The following is a 17,959-nucleotide window of genomic DNA, read 5'->3' as shown; positions in this document are numbered from 1 at the left end:
GGAAGGCGCAGAATGATAAAGTGTAAAAAGTGCGGTGCTGATTTTTCATGTCAGCCTGAAGGTGCGTGCTGGTGCATGGAAAAGCCCCGTGGCCTGCCGGTTCCGACGGATGCTCAGGCAGGGTGTCTCTGTCCTGTTTGTCTGGATGCCCTGACGAACCAAGGCCCTGAGACGGAAAGAAGATCATCTGGCAATAGCCAGTAACCCTTCAATATCCAGACTGCTTTCCATGGTGGAAGCAACGGTTTCAAGGGCGCGTTCCACCCGCGCTGTGTAATCCAGTCCATCGGAGCGTGCGCCCCATCTGTCCAGCCATGCCGCGCGTTGGCTAGTCATGTCAAACAGACGGTGCACATAGCAGCCTGCAATACGACCGTCCGGGCTTATTGCTCCGTCCAACCGTCCGTCGTCGCATCTGATTAGGGGCATGACCCGGTGATGTGATCGAACTGTTTCCCCACAATGAATTTCGTAGCCGCTGAATCGCGCGCTATCGGAAAGCGTCATGCCTGAAGTCTGGTTGATCTGCTTGTCACGGGTCAGAACGGTATCAACCTCCAGAAGTCCAAGTCCTGGTATCGTGGTCGGGTTCCCTTCTATTCCGTCGGGATCATTTATGGTCTGTCCCAGCATCTGATAGCCACCGCAGAGACCGAATACATATCCACCCCGCCTGACGTGTCCCGCCAGATCAATATCCCATCCCTGCCGCCTGAAAAATTGCAGGTCTGCTATTGTCGCCTTGCTACCAGGAAGGAACACGACATGCGCGGACGCGGGAAGGGGCTGCCCGGGCCGGATCCGTGTGATCTTTACATGCGTTTCACCTTCCAGCGCATCAAGATCATCGAAATTGGCAATGCGGGGCATAAGGGGGACGGCTATCTCGATCCGTGAGGCCGCGGAACAGTCAACATCTTCAGGAATACTGTCTTCAGAAGGCAGTTCACGTATACTGTCTATCCAAGGAAGAACGCCAAGCCCCTTCCAGCCGGTAAACTTTTCTATGAAGTCATACCCAGATTGGAAAATGCTGGCGTCTCCCCGGAGGCGATTAACGATGAATCCCTTGATCAACTCACGGTCATCTGGATCAAGAACAGCATGGGTACCGGCGAGTGACGCGATAACGCCGCCCCGGTCTATATCGCCGATCATGACGACCGGAACATTCGCGGCTCTGGCAAAGCCCATATTGGCGATGTCGCCCTGACGTAGATTGATTTCCGCCGGGCTGCCCGCGCCCTCGACAATCACGAGATCGGATTGGCTACATAATGTCCTGAAGGCGGTCAGAACCTCGGGCAGGAATGCGGCCCGGCCACCGATAAAATTCGAAGCGTGCAGGTGTCCTTTTGCGCGTCCACGGACGATAACCTGCGCTGTATGATCACTTTCCGGTTTCAGAAGGACCGGATTCATAAGGGTGGAAGGGGCAATACGGCAGGCCTGCGCCCGACCGATTTCACCTCCATCTACCGTCACGGCGGCATTGTTCGACATATTCTGGGGTTTGAAAGGCCGGACCGTCAGGCCACGGTTAGCGAAAACCCGGCATAAACCTGCCGTCAAAACGGACTTTCCGACATCGGATCCCGTGCCCTGCAACATGATCGCTGTCATGGAATCAGCCGCAGTCCGTAGCGCTCTTGATCGTGTCGGCAGGCACAAATCGCTCCATGCCCTCGTGAGCCCGCGCTGCCATGCGAAGCAGTTCGATATGCATGCGCGCGCGACCACGTCTTGTAGCGGGTATTTTCAGATTTTCCGGTGTTCCATGTTGACGAACATGGGCCTGGAATGTGCCTGAAACCTGCAAGTCTTCCTCCATGCCGAATTCCTCAAGCAACGGCAGAAAGGATAGATCGGCAAGCCGGTCATAATCATGGGAATCATCATCGGACGGTCGGAACGGTGCCGCCGGATGAAGTGTCAGGAAAGGCTGCCAGCCTTCCGGAATGGGATCGAGAGCAGAGCAGGACCGTTTCAACTTCACCAGTTTTGGCAGCAGGTGGGTATGGGCACCGAGTGGAGAGTCTCCATCAGGCGCGGGAATGGGTTGGTAGACCTCCAGCCTGCCAGCAGGCGAAAGCATGACCCTGTGGGGCTGGGCTTCCATCAGAAGCGCAAATGCAGCCGTGACGACGGCCAATGGGTCATCCGTATCAACAGCAAGGGCTTCAACCAGGCGGGCATTTTCTGTCCTTACACACATCCGGACCTGACCCACGCCAATTCCAAGATCAATCAGCCACGCATCACGATCCTCTGGTCGGACAGCGTCCGCATCCTTTCCCAGAACCTTCAGGGTATGCTTCGCAGTCAGTTGTAACGGGCCGCATAACGCCATGCTATGCCGCCAGCGTCTGCCTTTTCCGACGAGAGAGTCCCACGCAAGGGCATGCAAGGGTTCGCTGGGACTAATGCGTATGGCACCGCGTTGGGTGACGATCTCCAGCCCGTCAGGACATGGGGTGAGGCAGACCCTATCATCCGGAACATGATGGAATTCGCCGATCGCACCAAATGTTCCAATGCTCCAGCCGTTACGGAGATCCAGCGCCAGTGAAGTCAGCATGGAAGGCGTGATACGTTTCATCGGAAATATCCTGTGATTCATCAATCAGGCTGAAAATAACAGCAATCCTGACAGGATACTGAAAGATTGAATGCGGGTTGACAAGAACATCCCATCCGATCAGAACCGTTCCGACGGTGTCCCCTTTCGGGGGGATGAAAAGGGAACAGAGTGCGGATTGCGATCCAATGCTCCGGCTGCCCCCGCAACTGTAAACGGTCTGTCCTTGCATTACCGGATGTCATGGTCCGGGCCACTGGAAACCGCGGTTTTCCGGGAAGGTTGTGCAGGACGCTACGCCGTGAGCCAGGAGACCTGCCGTCATGATGGTTGCGACCGGGAACTGTCGGGCGGGGTGTCCTGACGGTGTGGTGTTACAGGATTCCGTGCAGATCGGAAATCCTGTGGCAGCGCGCTCTCGTGGCAACGATGATGTGACCGCGAGACCTGAACCAGATGATCCTATTCCGTAATCTGCTGATTGCTTCCACCACGTTGATGACCATGGGGGTTGTAGTGGCGCGTGCCGATGATTCAGTCAGACAGCACGCGCCGCAAAAACAGTCCGCCAACCAGTACGTCATCGAGAATAAAAAATCGAAAGCCGTTGTTTCGTTGGGGGATACGGGTCTTCCCGAACTGATCAGCGTCAGTGCAGCCCGTCGGCCGACCTCCACCGATGATATCGGCACCAGCATGACCATCATCACGGAAAAGCAGATCCAGACCCAGCAGCGGCGCAGCCTGACGGATATTCTGGCACGCCAACCGGGCCTGAACGTGGTCCAGACAGGCGGCCCAGGGGGCACGTCATCCATTTTCATGCGTGGTAATAATTCCAACGAGGTCAAGGTCCGCCTGGATGGCATGGACATCAATGACGGAAGTTCCACCAATGGCATGTTCGATGCCGGTCAGTTTGTAACCGACGGCATGGGCCGGATCGAGATACTGCGTGGGCCTCAGAGCGGCCTGTACGGCGCCGACGCCATGGCGGGGGTTATCGACATTACCACGGCACAGGGGCAGGGCCGTTTCAAGCCGTTTGTCCGTATCGAAGGCGGTGGGTATGGTACCTTCAATCAGACCTTTGGCGCACGCGGCAGCAAGGGACGTTTTCATTATAATGTAGAATTCTCCCATTACCGGATGGATGGGTTCAACAATATCCCTTCCTATATCGAGCGTTATTATGGGGCCAACCGGCAGCAGCGGCATGAAGGCAACCGGAATGACAACCGTGGCGTCAATATCAGGCTGGGTTATGACGTCACCCATAATTTCGATCTTGGCCTGACCGCACGGCTGATACAGAGCAATTATCATTCCTACTCTCTGTATGACCTGCAAAGTGAAAATCTGTATGGTGATAAGGGTGTGCGGGAACAGAACAACCAGAACGAGGCCATCGTGCGCGGGACGGCCCATCTGGTTTCCTTTCACGGGCTTTTTGATCAGGTGCTTGGCCTTGGCTACATGACCAACCGCAACCGCTGGACGGAGACGGGCACGAGTTACGGCAGCCCGGTCAATCCAGACCCGGATTATTACCGTTCCAGCCGACTTAAGGTGGACTGGCACGGCACGTTCAATTTCAAGCAGTATGGCCAGCTTCTGATCGGTGCCGAACATTTCCATGATACGTTCAATACCAGCCATACGGCCTCAAGCATGTGGGACAGCGGATACGATACATCCGCCAGCATGGATACGACCGCAGGTTACGGGCAGTATCAGGGGAACTGGAACCATATTCTGTATGGTGCGGCCAATATTCGCTATGATGCCAATTCGCGCTACGGCAACCACGTGACATGGCGCGTGGCCCCGGCAATCCATGTGCCGGGCACCGGAACCATCATCAAGGCCAGCGCCGGTTCCGGTTTTCATGGTCCTTCGCTGTATCAGTTATTCGCAAATCAGGTGGGTGTGGGTTATTCGGAAAAGGGCAATCCCAACCTGAAGGCGGAACAGTTGATCGGCTATGACGCGGGTGTTGAGCAGAAACTGCTGCATGACCGTCTGAATTTCGGCGCAACCTGGTATGACAACCGGGTCAGGAACCTGATCCAGTCCTCGCTTTCGATTGATTCATCATATGACTACAACTACTCCTACGCCAATGTGGCGAAGGCGCGGATGTATGGTGTGGAAGCCTTCCTGAACTGGAAGGCGCTGAGCAATCTGGAATTTAACCTGAGCTATACCTGGACCCACGCCCGGGATGAGACGAACGACGTCCAGTTGCAACGCCGTCCCCAGCACAAGTTTAATTTCAATACGACATGGACCCCCATTCGCGACCTGACCTTTTCGGGCAATATCCTGTATACCAGTGGCTGGCGTGATCTGCCGGTTATTGGCAGCGAGTCCTGCAGCACATGCGCCAAGGGGCATGGTTATTTCACCATCGACGTGGCTGCCAATTACAAAATCAACCGCTACGTTTCCGTCTATGCCCGCGCCGACAACCTGCTGAACCGCCAGTTCGAGGATCCCATCGGCTATCTGCAGCCTGGTCGCGCCGGTTATGGCGGCTTCATGCTGAATTATTGACATGAAAAGCGTGGTCGCAGGGATGATGGCCGGTTTCCTTGCCTGTGTCCCGTTGGCACCGGCATGGGCTCTCCCGCGCGTGGCTTCGCTTAATCTCTGCACCGACCAGTTGTTGCTGCTGCTGGCCGAACCGGGCCAGATCGTCGGTATTACGCCGCTCGCCCGGGATTGCTGGAGCGCGGTGCTGTGCGAACAGGCACGACAGGCTCCCGTATTGCGACCCACGGCGGAAAGCATCGTGGCATCCCATCCCGATGTCGTGCTGGGTGGCATCTATACCGCGGCCGTCGCGATGCAGGCGGGGCGGGAAGGGGGCGCACAGGTTGTAGCCCTGCCACCCGCCCAATCCCTGACGGATATTCCGGTCCAGATCATGACGGTCGCCAACGCCATCGGCGTTCCTGAGCGTGGGCAGCAACTGGCTATGGCCTTTGCCACGCGCCTGGCCTCCCTTTCGGTCGAGCCTGGTTCCACCGATCCCACAGCAGCCGTCTATGCGGCCAACGGCTTTGTCACCCATAAGGGCTCGCTTCCGGATGATGTCCTTGCCCATGCCGGCTTTCGTAATTACGCAACGATCATGGGGCACCAGTCATCTTCCCGTTTTTCCATGGAACTGCTGATTGCACGGCCACCCGATCTCCTGATCCTTGACCGTTCGGGGAAGGGAACGTCCCTTGCACAGTCCATGCTGGATCACCCGGCGTTGAAGCAGGCCTTTGCCGGGCCGCATCATCTGGATCTGCCCGCACGGCTTTGGTTGTGTGGCCTGCCACAGACACTGGATAGTGTCGTCATGCTGCGTAACGCACGGCACAACCTTGAAATGTCCGCCCCATGAAACCTGCCCATCAAACCATGCTGCTGAACGTCATGCTTCTGGCTGGTGTCATGGGGCTGTTTGTTACCTCGCTCATGTGGGGAGAAACCCGCATCATGTTTTCACATGCACTGGCGGACCTGCTGGCCGGGCGGCATACCGCAGGCGCGATCATTGTGGAGCGCCTGCGCCTGCCGCGTACCCTGCTGGCCATCCTGGTGGGCGGGACGCTTGGCCTGTCGGGGGCGGTTCTGCAGGGCTATCTACGCAATCCGCTGGCCGATCCCGGCATCCTGGGGGTATCAGGTGGAGCGGCACTTGGGGCGGTCAGCGTGTTCTATACCGGCCTCATGCAGGTGTCCATCGCGGCCCTGCCGCTGGGTGGGCTGACGGGGGCGCTGTGTGCGGCGGCCGTGCTGATGGGACTGGTGGGACGTGGTGGCACGCTGGTGCTGCTGCTGGCGGGGGCTGCACTCAGCAGTTTTGCCGCAGCCCTGACAGCACTGGTGCTGAACCTTGTGCCCAGCCCCTATGCGTCATTCGAGATCATGCACTGGCTCATGGGGTCATTGACGGACCGGACCTTTACCCATGTCTGGATCTGCCTGCCGGGTGTGGTGTGTGGCACGCTGCTCATGCTGTCCGCGGGGCGTGCGCTGGATGCGCTGACATTGGGGGAGGATGTGGCCGCAAGCCTTGGCTTCCAGCTGCATGGCCCGCGCGGCGTCCAGACGCGTATCGTGCTGGGCGCGGCGCTAGCCGTCGGCTCATGCGTGGCGGTTTCAGGAGCGATCGGCTTTGTGGGGCTGGTGGTGCCACATCTGTTGCGGCCGCTTGTGGGATATCAGCCATCGCGTCTGCTCCTGCCGTCATTTCTGGGGGGAGGCCTGCTGCTGCTGCTGGCGGATATGGTGGTGCGTGTGGTGGCGGTCGGGCCTGAACTGCAACTGGGTGTGCTAACGGCACTGGTGGGCGCACCGGTTTTCTTCGCCCGCGTCATCATGCTGAAAAGAACCGTGTCATGATCCTGCTGCAGGCACGCGACGTGTCGCTCCGGCGCGGGGATCGGGCTGTCGTCTCGGCCGCGTCCCTGACCCTTGCGCAGGGACGGGTCATTGGCCTGATCGGGCCGAATGGCGCGGGGAAAAGTACCTTCATGCGCCTGCTGGCGGGGCTGGAGGCACCCGATCATGGGGATGTCCGGATTCTTGATCGCAGCATGGGCCAGATCTCTTCCGCGCTGCGCGCCCGGCAACTTGCCTTCATCCCCCAGGACGGGGGGACGCCGCCACCCATGCCGGTGCGTGCGCTGGTCGCACTCGGACGCCTGCCGCATGGGCAGGCGGGCGACCATGCCGTCCGTCACCCGGCGGTGGGCCACGCCCTTGATGTCACCGGCTTGCAGGACCTGTGCGCCCGTCCGGCCAGCCACCTGTCAGGCGGGGAGCGGGCTCGCATGAATCTGGCGCGTGCGCTGGCGACCGATACGCCGGTCATACTGGCGGACGAGCCGATTGCGGCGCTCGATCCCGCTCATGCCCTGTCCATGATGCATCTGTTCCGCCAGCAGGCAGGGCAGGGAAAGGGGATCGTCGTCGTGCTGCATGATCTGGTTCTGGCGACCCGTTTCTGCGATGAACTGGTGCTGATGGATGATGGCGCCGTCATCCGCCATGGCCCGGCCCTGCAGGTGCTGGATGATGACATCATGCGCGTCGTGTACGGCGTAACGGTCCGGCGGGTCGAGGACGCGGTCCTTCCGTGGTCCCTGTGCCGCTAACGTGTGCGGCCCGCTGGGACATCCTGCCCATGACACCTTGCGTCCGGCCGCTCGGTTCGGGCACAATGTTGTCTTATCAAGTCGATGGTCCCACGCGAGTGGGTTAATAGGGAACGCCGTCACGCTCCGGCCGGGTCATGAACCCGGGAGCCAAGTCGGAGGCTGCTCCCGCAACTGTAGGCGGTATGCCGCCGGTTCATTTCACCCGGACGGGGTGAGTCACTGTTTCCGAAAAGGAAATGGGAAGGCAGAACCGGCTGGCCATGATCCGTAAGCCAGGAGACCTGCCATCGTCATACATCAAGCCGTCGGACGGGATGTGCCGAAGGCGGGAGAAGCTTAATGCCGGTATGGCAGAAAGCCGCGTGCCATGATGGCACGACCGAAGGCGTGCCTGCGCGCCAGTATTCCATAGATCACTTCCCGAATATCGCCAGACTGCTTACGGCGACACTTGGTTTTCCCGATGCTGATGAGATGCGTGGGGTGCGATGCCAGCACGCGGCAGGCATTTCCCATATCGCTACGGCCAATAGCCCATGGCGGGACAGAGTTGTGCAGACTGCCCGCATGTTTGGCGTGGGCACCGACAATACAGTCACAGCCTGTGATCCGATGCACGGCAATTACAGAAAGCCCATCCTCAGACCGGGGCAGGCGTTCCATCTTGCGCGCAACTGGCCCCGCGACGCATTTCTTGCAGCGGAACAACTGGGTATCAGCACCCGGCCTGTTCTGCTGGGGCCGGTCAGTTTCCTTGCGTTATGCGGCATGACAAAGGGAGACAGTGTCGGCCAGGGACTGATGCGCCTGCTACCCGCCTATATTGAATGCTTCGAACAACTGAACAACGCGGGATGCTTCTGGATCCAGATTGATGAGCCAATCCTTGCCCATCCTGGCCTGCCCGCAGCCACGCTGACCCATATGGATGTTGCCTGGCATGTCCTCAGTGAAGCATCAAGGGGCACTTCACTTGTTCTGGTCGGAGGGAGCGGGGGCTTCGGGCGACATCTTCCTTTCGTGCTGCAGCTACCTTTTGGCGGCCTGCATGTGGACGTTGTGCATGGCTATCGCGATTTCCCGTATGTCCTGCAGCATTTCCCGGCGCATCACTGGCTCTCGCTGGGGCTGGTCGATAGCTGCAGCGCGGCGCCTACCCACATCAGCATGGCGCACGGCATCGTGGAACAGACGCTGCGTTCGCATCGGCCGGATCGTCTCATGATCGCGCCATCGGGTGCGCTAAGTGACAGCAATGCCCTGACCGATCCGGACATTACGAACGTCCTGCCGCAGAAAATGTCCGAAATCGTGGCCGTAGCCAGCCGACGCACGATAGCACGTCGCAGCGCATCCATCCGCGACTTTTGCGAAAATGATATCCGTTTTGTCCCATGCGCTGATAACAGCGTGAGACATTGAAAATATCATGACAGGAAATACATCGAAAACAGCCGCCCTGGATGGGGCTGCTTTGCCACAACAGGACATCCGTCGTGTCCGCAGCAATCCGGATTTCTGGTATCCGGTTGCATGGTCTCGCGAGCTTCGTCGGGGCAGGGCGATTGGCGTACGGTACGCGGGGCAACCCATCGTGGTGGTCAGGCCCGAGGCCGGGGCCATCTTTGCGCTGGATGATGTTTGCCCCCACCGGCAGTTACCACTCAGCAAGGGAGAAGTGTGTGGAGATTTCATTCGCTGTGCATACCATGGACTGAAATACAGTCGGCGTGGCCAGTGTTTTTCCCCCGGCATGAAGCTGGAAAACGAACCGCCACGACTGCGGACATGGGCATGCCGCGAGAAGGATGGTCTCATCTTTGTGTTCATGGGGGATCTGGAAAAATCCGATAGCATTGCGCTGCCGGACTTTCCACGTGTCCGTGACCCCCATTACCGTACCCGCCGGTTTGGAAAAGTCGTGCAATGTCACTACAGCTTCATGCATGAAAACCTGATGGACATGAACCACCAGATTCTGCACAGCCGACTGGTCGGAAGCATGAAGCCACGGTTTCTAGGCATGGATCGGGGTGAGGATTTTGTGGAGGCCCGCTATACCTTTGCCCGCACGTCTGGCAGGCAGCCGCTGAGCGAGGCTCTGATTTACGGGCAGCGTCGCAAGGATGGCCGGGATTTTGCCTATCGGGATGTCATGACCATCCGCACGCAGTATCCCTATCAGACATTGCGGATCGAGACGGAGGGGATTGATGAACCGGTCATGGAACTGTGGATTGCATATGTGCCACAGGACCGGGAAGAATTGATCAACCGGGTATTTGGCCTGCTCTCCATACGCAGGTTGAAAATACCATTTTTACTGGATCTGGCGTGGCCGCTGCTGATCGCCTTTACGGAGCGTGTTTTCACAGAAGATCGCGAAATTGTTGAACTGGAGCAGCAGGCCTGGCGGGAGCAGGACGGCGACCGGAATCAGGAGGTCTTTCCAGTTATCATGGCGCTGCGCCAACTGCTTATCCAGAATGGTATGCCGTCCCAGAAAGATATCGGATAATAAACTGATAGACGCCCATGCCCCGTCTCAAGGCGCATGGGCATCTTCTCCTGACCAGGCACCACGCAGATCAGGTGCTCATTTTGCAGTTCGGGCCGATATGACCGCGATAAGGAAGCCATGTCTGTGTCTGTCCGAACATCGGAATCCCGAGATAGCCCCGTAACTTGAGTTGTCCGGACTGGTTAACCCACATGCGCGCTTGATACACATGATTGGTATTGGGGTCGAGAATGGACCCGTTCCACCGGTCTGGTTGATCCGGATCCGGCACGAAGTCCCGCAGCATGGGCAACCCACATTCCGAACGGTCCGTCTGGTCGCGTGGGATGTCATTACTATAGTTCAGGCCAACCAGCTTTCCACACAGATGGTCGCCACACCGTGTGATCTCGAAAACACCCTTGTGATTTCTGGTGACCCATTGCCCCAGAACGGCGGGCGGAACTGTTGTCGCTGGAGGAACTTGTGCGTGAACAGCAGCCCCTCCAATCATGATACTGAGTATTAGCGAGACACAGGTTGCTTTTTGCGCAATATTCATGATGTGTCTTTCGTCGCTTCGTACATGACTAAAATTATGGAACATCGGCGGATCTATCGGAGAATTCGGATCGAAAAGCGCATGATTGATGCCCCGAGATGCGCGCCATGGGAATGAGCGGCGAGGGTGCTATCTACGCCATGGACGTTTTCCATGATAGCCTTGTCGCGCCTGCTGCCCATTGCTGCACCGGCTTGAAGGGCCCAGTAAGGGTCTTCAGCAACATGCGGGCGTTTCAGGCCGGTTGTCAGAAACGCGCCGGTCCCGCGATGCTGCATCACGATGTTTCCGCCAGAAACAGGAAACATGGGGGGCATTGATCGGCCGCATTGGTCTTCCCATGACGCATGGGAAATCTCCTGCCTTCGGTGCATCCCGCCCGACGACGTGGTTTGCAGACGATGGCAGGTCTCCTGGCTCACGGATCATGGCCAGCCAGTTCATGCCTTCCCATTCCCCAAGGGAAACAGTGGCTCACCCGCAGGTGAACGAACTGGTGGCATACCGCATACAGTTGCGGGAGCAGCCGCTGACTGGCTCCCGGAACAGAATTGTCCAGCCAGAGCGTTACAGCGTTCCCTTTTAACCCGCTCGCGCGGGGCCATCATCAATCAAGGGTCTCATTCCATTATGCGCGAAGTGAGAGGAACGCCCAATTCCTCGAAACGCGATGCCGGCCTGCATGGAACGAAGAGCTTGTTGATGCCAATCAAACTTGTCGCTCCGATCCAATAAGTGTAGGTCACTCAGTGTCTTCATCTTCGAAACACGCGGGCGGGGATACGCGCCCGCGCGTTAGCCACTATGTTGTCAATCAGGCGTTCGGGCTTGATGCGCTATACAAGTGCATGGCGGCGTCACGCGCGCCAATTGTCCATTGCGCGGAAATATAGGCCTGAAGCAAGGCCATGAGCGCCTCGACCCCGTGCGTGTCCGATAAATCGCGGGCTGTATCCACATAGGCGAGAGCTTCTAATAGCAGGGGCGAAAACAGTTCCTCAAGATAGTCGCCCCGCGCCTTCGGCGCAGCGGGTAATCGGCCAGCGGAAGGTACCAGACGTAGGAATGTTTCAAATCCATCCGCACGAATGCGGTCTTCCGGATTGGGGGCAGGGAGTTCAGTCTTGGCTATTGCCTGAATTACATCTTCCCGCAGAGGTGCGGATTCCATAAGGCGGGATACCGAGACAGAACGCTGACGTCGCCGCTGTTGTATGAGAATAAAATCAGGCGAAGGGACGGGAGAGGCCATTTTTCGTTTCACCGGGAATCGGATCGGATTAACTGGAAAGATCTGCATCGGACAGGCCTTCTTGAGTCAGGATGCGAGCATCCTCGTCACGCCATGCCGCGATCATGTCTGGGTTCTGACTGAGCCATCCAATTCTCTCGGCACAATATACAGGAACTCTGAATTTCTGGCCGCGCTGATTGTTCAGGATTGTTCCTGTCTGGTGCAGGCGCCCGTCTCGTGTCCAGAAAAGACGCTCCTGGTTGGTGATCCCCAGAATCTGTCGAACCTGTCGCGGCGTAAACGGACGAAAAGACAGCGCGGTGATCTGTTTTTCCACCGAGTTGGCAATAGCCTCCAGAGCATCTGTCCTTTCACGCATAATGGCGGCTATAAAGCGGGCGAAAAGCTGCTTTACCTCTGGTAGCCGCAGGCGAAGGGACGAGGATTGATCCAGACAGGCCGCAATAAGCATCCGAATTGCAACAACCGGCTCTGGCTCCGTAATGGTCGCCATTAGGCGCGACGCAATGGAAGGGAGTACCATGCTCATATCTGTGTTCATGGATATTTCTTTTTATCAGAATAAAACGTAGGTACCTGTGTCCTGGGGTCAGGAAAGTACATGCGAATTATAAGCCGCAGGCCGCGAGGTCTGTTGCTAAGGTTGCCTTACGAAGCCGGGATTCATTCAAGCACAGGCTAACGATCCGCATACATATGGAGGCTTGATAGATATATCGATACGCGAAAGAACGCGTCATAGCTGATCTCCTGCCACCGGTCGGTCCCGCCCGGTAGCACGGTTTGCGACGGTAGCAGGTTTCCTGGCTCACGGATCATGGCAGCTCGGTCCTGTCTTCCCACTCCCTTACTGGAAGCAGTGACCCATCTGATCGGACATCAGATGATCGGATCCGGCTACATACCGCCTACAGTTGCGGACGCAGCTACCGACTGGCTCCCGGATCATCGCAGATCCCGCCAGAGCTTACGGTATTCCCTATTAATCCGCTTGCGCGGCACCACCGACATAAAAGCTGGTCGCAATATGCGTCAGATTTCGTGATCTACGCAATATGGATTTTCCAAAAAACCTGCGATGAAAGAGCATGGTATCCTTCACACAGACGGGAAGCTGGCAGGCTTGCACTGCTCGCGGGCGTGCGTCACACTACCTCTACATCAAAGGCCCCGTGCGAACGGGTTAATAGGGAACGCCGTGCGTTCTGGCAGGACTTATCAGGGTCCGGGAACAAGTCGGTGGCTGCCCCCGCAACTGTAAGCGGAGAGATACCGGATCGTATGTCCTCTTAACAGGACCCGTCACTGGCTATGCTCAACAGGCCGGGAAGACAGAACCGATATCAAGGACCCGTAAGCCAGGAGACCTGCCTTTGTGACGTAACCAGTTCTATCGGGCGGGGCGCCCGACAGACGGAGTGGCGATCATGTCTTCTGTTTTATCTGCTGCGTTCCCCATCCAGCGTGTTCTTTCCTGACCAGTTCTGAAGAATTACATCCATTGGCCAATGGCGTGTCGCGGGTCTAATCCCGTCAAACGCTACAAGGGGAACATGAGAAATGCGTACATATTTTGGCGGCAACCAGCGAAATGGCACAGGTCGATCTTATTTCGGATCGGAGAGCCTGACTCCCGCACAGAAACGGGCCATTCTGTCCCTGCCGAAAGACGGGGGGTATGGAACCTTGCTGGATGGAGGAAGCATCAGATCATCTCTCGTACTGATGGGCTTTATTGCAGGTGGATGTTCTGCGCGATGGGGGATGGGGCATTCCCGCCTTACCGCACGCGGTCGGGAACTGCGACACAAACTCGAAGGCTGCGGATCTTAGAATCCTGTCGGCAGTATGCGTTGTGAGATAGGAACAGAGAATTTCTACGATACAGAGATCGCCGACCGGTTGGTCCACGGACAAATTTTCAGCGTTCACCATGACTTTATTTCGTGTCTCCGTCGTGAACTCCGGGACAGGAGAAAGACGCATCGACTCACCTGTCGGCACTAAAAAAGTGACTGCGTCAGGCACGGATCACGCTATCCATCTGTCGCCAGGTCCAGCAGTGCTTATCATTTTCTATTCTTTTTGACCCCGTACAGTCAGGCATGTCTTGACTCACTGATTCATACCCGCGAGTTCTATAAAATCGCGTAAATATTGAATGTCTTCATCCGTCTCGCGATGACCAAGAAAGATCTGTTTCGCAATACCGTTTATACCAAGTTTAACAGGATAAAGCTCAAAGCGAGAGGCATATTCTTCGACAAGCCATCGTGGAAGTGCTGCAACACCGCGGCCATGTGATACCATGACAAGCATGATATCGGTCGTTTCTATCTGCTTCTGCTGTCGCGGGGCTATGCCTGCGGGTTGCAAAAACTGAGTATAGATATCGAGGCGCTCTGACGGTACGGGGTATGTAATCAGTATTTCGCCAATGAGCTGATCTGGCAAAACATACTGTGAATTTCGCAAAGGATGTTCGGGGCCTACAACTAGTACCAGTTCATAGTCAAAAACCGACGTAAATTTAAGGCCTGGCTTGTAGAGCGGATCCGGGGTCACAAGAATATCGATCTCGTTGCTGAATAGCGCACCTATTCCGCCAAACTGAAATTTCTGGCGTACATCTACATCTACCTTGGGCCATCTTTCCAGATAGGGCGACACTACTTTCAAAAGCCATTGATAGCAGGGATGACACTCCATCCCGATGCGAAGCGTTCCGCGCTCGCCAAGGGCGAACTGTTCAAGCCGATCTTCTGCCAGCGTGAATTGTGGAAGGAGACGGTTGGCAAGAGACAGGAGCCACTCTCCCGCCTGAGTGAGCACGAGAGAGCGTCCTTCACGTTGCCATATCTTCACGCCAAGCTGGCTTTCCAGCTTGCGGATGGAATGACTAAGCGCAGGCTGGGTCAGATTGAGGCGCGCTCCTGCAGCCGTCAATGAGCCTTCGCGCGCAACTTCCTGAATGATCGCCAAATGGCTGCGCTCAAGAATACTCATGTTCTACGCACCATATATGATTGCCGTTTATACATCTATGAAAACATATCATTTTTCTTCATATATCCGAAACCCTATCTTCCAGAAGCCATACATCATCTGGATAAATCTTCATGGTTACGACCCATAATCTCGGCTTCCCTCGCATCGGCTTCAAACGTGAACTCAAGTTCGCCCTTGAAGCTTACTGGAAAGGCCAGTCTTCCCTCGCCATGCTGGAGCAGGTTGGCACGGAACTACGCTCACGCCACTGGCGGGATCAGGCTGGTCTGGATTTCGCACCGGTCGGTGATTTTTCCTTTTACGATCAGGTGCTGGACACGAGCTTCATGCTTGGAAACCTGCCCACCCGTGTGCGTGACTTCCATGGTGACCAACTCGATAATTATTTCCGGGTTGCCCGCGGTCGCTCGGCAACGGTTGTTGAAGAAAAGCCCGGATGCTGCGGCGGTGTCGCCGCCGGTGAAATGACTAAATGGTTCGATACAAACTATCATTATATCGTTCCGGAATTTGATGCCGAGACGACGTTTACCCTTGATGCTTCGCGGTTGCTGAGCCAGTTGGACGAAGCGCGGAAGCAGGGTATCCGGACGAAGCCGGTCATTATCGGCCCGATAACCTATCTTGCACTCGGTAAGGCCAAAGATGGTTCGGACAAGCTGGATCTGCTGCCGCGACTGTTGCCCGTATATGCCAGACTGCTCGATGCGCTTGCTCAGACGGGTGCCGGATGGGTGCAGATCGATGAGCCGGTTCTGGTAACGGAACTGGATGCATCGTGGCAGAACGCTTTCGTGCAGACCTATCAGGCGCTTGATACCCGCCGGGTCAAACTGCTGCTGGCCACGTACTTCGGTCAGCTGCGCGAAAATCTGGCCCTGGTGAGCAGGCTCCCCGTGCAGGGCGTGCATCTCGATACCATTAATGCGCGGGAGGAGGTCGCTGAACTGGTAAAGACGAGCCCGCCAGATCGGATAATTTCCCTCGGGATCGTCAATGGCCGAAATATCTGGAAGACGGACCTGGAAGCGACGCTGGACTGGCTGGAACCTGTGGCAAAGCTGCTGGGAGACCGGCTCTGGATCGCGCCGTCCTGTTCCCTGCTGCACGTGCCTGTGGATCTGGCGGCCGAAGAGAAGATGGACGCCGAGATCAGCTCGTGGCTGGCTTTTGCCGTGCAGAAGCTGGACGAAATCCGCGTGCTGGCCCTTGCTCTTGACCGGGGGCGTTCTGCTGTGACGTCAGAACTGGTTACCAATCGGGCTGCGCTGGACTCACGCCACAGTTCGCCCCGCGTAAACAATCCGGATGTAAAAAAAGCCATTGCGGCCATCACTGAATCGCTTGGCCGTCGGATGAGTGAATTTGGGGCTCGCGCAGCAAAACAGGCCGCACTGCTGCAACTGCCGCTTTACCCGACCACCACCATCGGCTCTTTTCCCCAAACTAGAGAAATCCGTCTCGCGCGCAGTCAGTTCAAATCCGGAAAAATTGACGAAGGAACATATAAGGCAACCATGCGTCGTGAAATCGAACATGCGGTGCGCGAGCAGGAAAAGCTGGGTCTGGACGTGCTGGTCCACGGCGAGGCGGAACGCAACGACATGGTCGAATATTTCGGTGAGCAGCTTGAGGGGTATGTGTTCAGCCAGAATGGATGGGTTCAGTCCTACGGTTCGCGCTGTGTAAAACCGCCGATCCTGTTCGGAGATATCAGCCGCCCCAAGGCAATGACGGTAGAGTGGATCAGCTACGCAGCATCCCTTACCGATAAACCAATGAAAGGCATGCTGACTGGGCCAGTCACGATTCTTAACTGGTCCTTTGTCCGAGATGACCAGCCGCGCTCGGCCTCATGCTTTCAGCTTGCGCTCGCCATCCGGGATGAGGTCCTGGATCTGGAAAAGGCTGGCATTCGCATCATCCAGATCGACGAGGCTGCCTTGCGTGAGGGCCTGCCGCTGCGCAAATCGCAATGGCAGGACTATCTGACGTGGGCGGTGGAGGCCTTCTGCATTGCAGCCAATGGTGTCGCTGATGAAACCCAGATCCACACACATATGTGTTATTCAGAGTTCAACGACATTATCGCCGCTATTGCTGCCATGGACGCAGACGTTATCACCATTGAAACCTCGCGCTCCGACATGGAGTTGCTTGATGTCTTCGAGACGTTCAACTACCCGAACCAGATTGGACCGGGGGTCTACGACATCCACTCACCCAACATCTCCACCGAAGCGCAGATGGTTACTTTGATGGAGAAAGCGAATGAGCGCATTCCAGCACAACGTCTGTGGGTGAATCCGGATTGCGGGCTCAAGACGCGCCAGTGGAACGAGGTCATCCCGGCACTCGTCAATATGGTACGCGCGGCCCGCACGCTGCGGGAGAAGTCGGCCTGAACCGCGGACTACACGTGGCGGACGCTGCAGTCGGGTGATTGTATCAAAGCTGTGACCATTCCCTGACGATAACATGAGAGACTGGTCGCACGTCACCGGAAAGCAATGCGTCTGACCGGCTCTCGCTATCAGGGACCGGTAAGACGCCCGGCATAGCTTTCGTCCATTCGTACTTATCGGTACAAAGCCATTGTTGGCATAACAAAACTTATGAAATACAAAGATTTGGTTGTGTTACTGGCCTTGGTCTTTGTCATAAAGACGGAATATTCCCACTTTGCGTCGTTCCTACCTCGTAGGCGACGGACGGCGCTGCTGTTCGCCAGATCGAGGATCGCCATCGGTTCGCCGCGTAAGTTGGCATGACCCTCACTCCAGTTCGGTCGCGCGTCGACTTATCTGAAATTAACACACCATAAAATCCGAGGACTAAACACCTTAGGTCGAGGAGATAATCGGGTTGAATGATGGGCCACGCTGGGTCGTCGACT

Annotated in this window: 14 protein-coding genes and 5 riboswitches; of the genes, 7 read left to right on the top strand and 7 right to left on the bottom strand. The window is 56.7% G+C overall.

Translation table 11 applies throughout. The annotated features are described in order from the left end of the window. Positions 1–183: 183 nt before the first annotated feature. Together HNO79_RS16475 and HNO79_RS17340 are read right to left on the bottom strand one after the other, a co-directional pair. Positions 184–1,623 carry a cobyric acid synthase gene (locus tag HNO79_RS16475; RefSeq protein ID WP_214165964.1) on the bottom strand — a complete coding sequence of 480 codons (1,440 nt, stop codon included), beginning with the start codon at positions 1,621–1,623 and terminating at the stop codon, positions 184–186. A gap of 4 nt (positions 1,624–1,627) precedes the next feature. After that, entirely contained in the window at positions 1,628–2,599 is a 972-nt protein-coding gene (locus HNO79_RS17340; RefSeq protein ID WP_227000950.1) for a DUF6925 family protein, read from the bottom strand. Between the two features lie 97 nt (positions 2,600–2,696). Continuing rightward, a riboswitch (cobalamin riboswitch) is annotated at positions 2,697–2,915 on the top strand. A gap of 119 nt (positions 2,916–3,034) precedes the next feature. Here HNO79_RS17340 and HNO79_RS16465 point away from each other — a divergent pair. The 6 genes from HNO79_RS16465 (at position 3,035) to HNO79_RS16440 (ending at position 10,255) form a co-directional block, all read left to right on the top strand. After that, positions 3,035–5,134, top strand: a complete 2,100-nt coding sequence (locus HNO79_RS16465) for a TonB-dependent receptor plug domain-containing protein (RefSeq protein WP_010516556.1) — start codon at positions 3,035–3,037, stop codon at positions 5,132–5,134. Between the two features lies 1 nt (position 5,135). Beyond that, positions 5,136–5,975, top strand: coding sequence for an ABC transporter substrate-binding protein (locus HNO79_RS16460; RefSeq protein WP_025811780.1), 840 nt, complete (start codon positions 5,136–5,138; stop codon positions 5,973–5,975). Positions 5,976–5,992: 17 nt separating this feature from the next. After that, a complete protein-coding gene (locus HNO79_RS16455; protein WP_372380121.1) occupies positions 5,993–6,979 on the top strand; it encodes a FecCD family ABC transporter permease in 987 nt (328 codons plus the stop codon). After that, on the top strand, positions 6,976–7,734 hold the full coding sequence (locus HNO79_RS16450; RefSeq protein WP_007396782.1) for an ABC transporter ATP-binding protein: 759 nt from the start codon (positions 6,976–6,978) through the stop codon (positions 7,732–7,734). Before HNO79_RS16455 ends, HNO79_RS16450 begins: the two co-directional genes overlap by 4 nt. 68 nt (positions 7,735–7,802) lie before the next feature. Beyond that, positions 7,803–8,040, top strand: a riboswitch (cobalamin riboswitch). A 36-nt stretch (positions 8,041–8,076) separates the two neighbouring features. Further along, positions 8,077–9,159, top strand: a complete 1,083-nt coding sequence (locus HNO79_RS16445; RefSeq protein WP_141301085.1) for a uroporphyrinogen decarboxylase/cobalamine-independent methonine synthase family protein — start codon at positions 8,077–8,079, stop codon at positions 9,157–9,159. Between the two features lie 7 nt (positions 9,160–9,166). Next, a complete protein-coding gene (locus tag HNO79_RS16440) occupies positions 9,167–10,255 on the top strand; it encodes an aromatic ring-hydroxylating oxygenase subunit alpha (RefSeq protein ID WP_141301083.1) in 1,089 nt (362 codons plus the stop codon). 70 nt (positions 10,256–10,325) lie between these two features. Here HNO79_RS16440 and HNO79_RS16435 read toward each other — a convergent pair whose 3' ends face one another. The 5 genes from HNO79_RS16435 to HNO79_RS16415 form a co-directional block, all read right to left on the bottom strand. Further along, a complete protein-coding gene (locus HNO79_RS16435; RefSeq protein WP_244987591.1) occupies positions 10,326–10,799 on the bottom strand; it encodes a DUF2147 domain-containing protein in 474 nt (157 codons plus the stop codon). Between the two features lie 53 nt (positions 10,800–10,852). Then, positions 10,853–11,221, bottom strand: a complete 369-nt coding sequence (locus HNO79_RS16430; RefSeq protein WP_227000946.1) for a hypothetical protein — start codon at positions 11,219–11,221, stop codon at positions 10,853–10,855. After that, positions 11,186–11,420: riboswitch (cobalamin riboswitch) on the bottom strand. It overlaps the preceding gene by 36 nt. Before the next feature lie 193 nt (positions 11,421–11,613). Further along, on the bottom strand, positions 11,614–12,099 hold the full coding sequence (locus HNO79_RS16425; protein ID WP_025811787.1) for a hypothetical protein: 486 nt from the start codon (positions 12,097–12,099) through the stop codon (positions 11,614–11,616). After that, the gene (locus HNO79_RS16420) at positions 12,080–12,595 is read right to left on the bottom strand and encodes a hypothetical protein (RefSeq protein WP_171791247.1); all 516 of its coding nucleotides are present in this window, start codon (positions 12,593–12,595) and stop codon (positions 12,080–12,082) included. Before HNO79_RS16420 ends, HNO79_RS16425 begins: the two co-directional genes overlap by 20 nt. Positions 12,596–12,830: 235 nt before the next feature. Continuing rightward, a riboswitch (cobalamin riboswitch) is annotated at positions 12,831–13,075 on the bottom strand. A gap of 127 nt (positions 13,076–13,202) precedes the next feature. Then, a riboswitch (cobalamin riboswitch) is annotated at positions 13,203–13,443 on the top strand. A gap of 726 nt (positions 13,444–14,169) precedes the next feature. Continuing rightward, positions 14,170–15,060: a LysR family transcriptional regulator gene (locus HNO79_RS16415; protein WP_025811791.1), complete on the bottom strand. Its 891-nt coding sequence runs from the start codon at positions 15,058–15,060 to the stop codon at positions 14,170–14,172. A gap of 113 nt (positions 15,061–15,173) precedes the next feature. Between HNO79_RS16415 and metE the strand changes: the two genes are divergently transcribed. Then, positions 15,174–17,468 (top strand): 5-methyltetrahydropteroyltriglutamate--homocysteine S-methyltransferase, encoded by a 2,295-nt coding sequence (gene metE / locus HNO79_RS16410; protein WP_141301081.1) that lies wholly within the window; start codon positions 15,174–15,176, stop codon positions 17,466–17,468. The last annotated feature ends 491 nt before the right edge of the window (positions 17,469–17,959 follow it).

Origin of the sequence: Komagataeibacter oboediens, from assembly GCF_018491655.1 — a bacterium.
GTDB classification, from domain to species: domain Bacteria; phylum Pseudomonadota; class Alphaproteobacteria; order Acetobacterales; family Acetobacteraceae; genus Komagataeibacter; species Komagataeibacter oboediens.
Note: the sequence above shows the minus strand (reverse complement) of the source record. Positions and strands in the feature narration are given on the sequence as shown.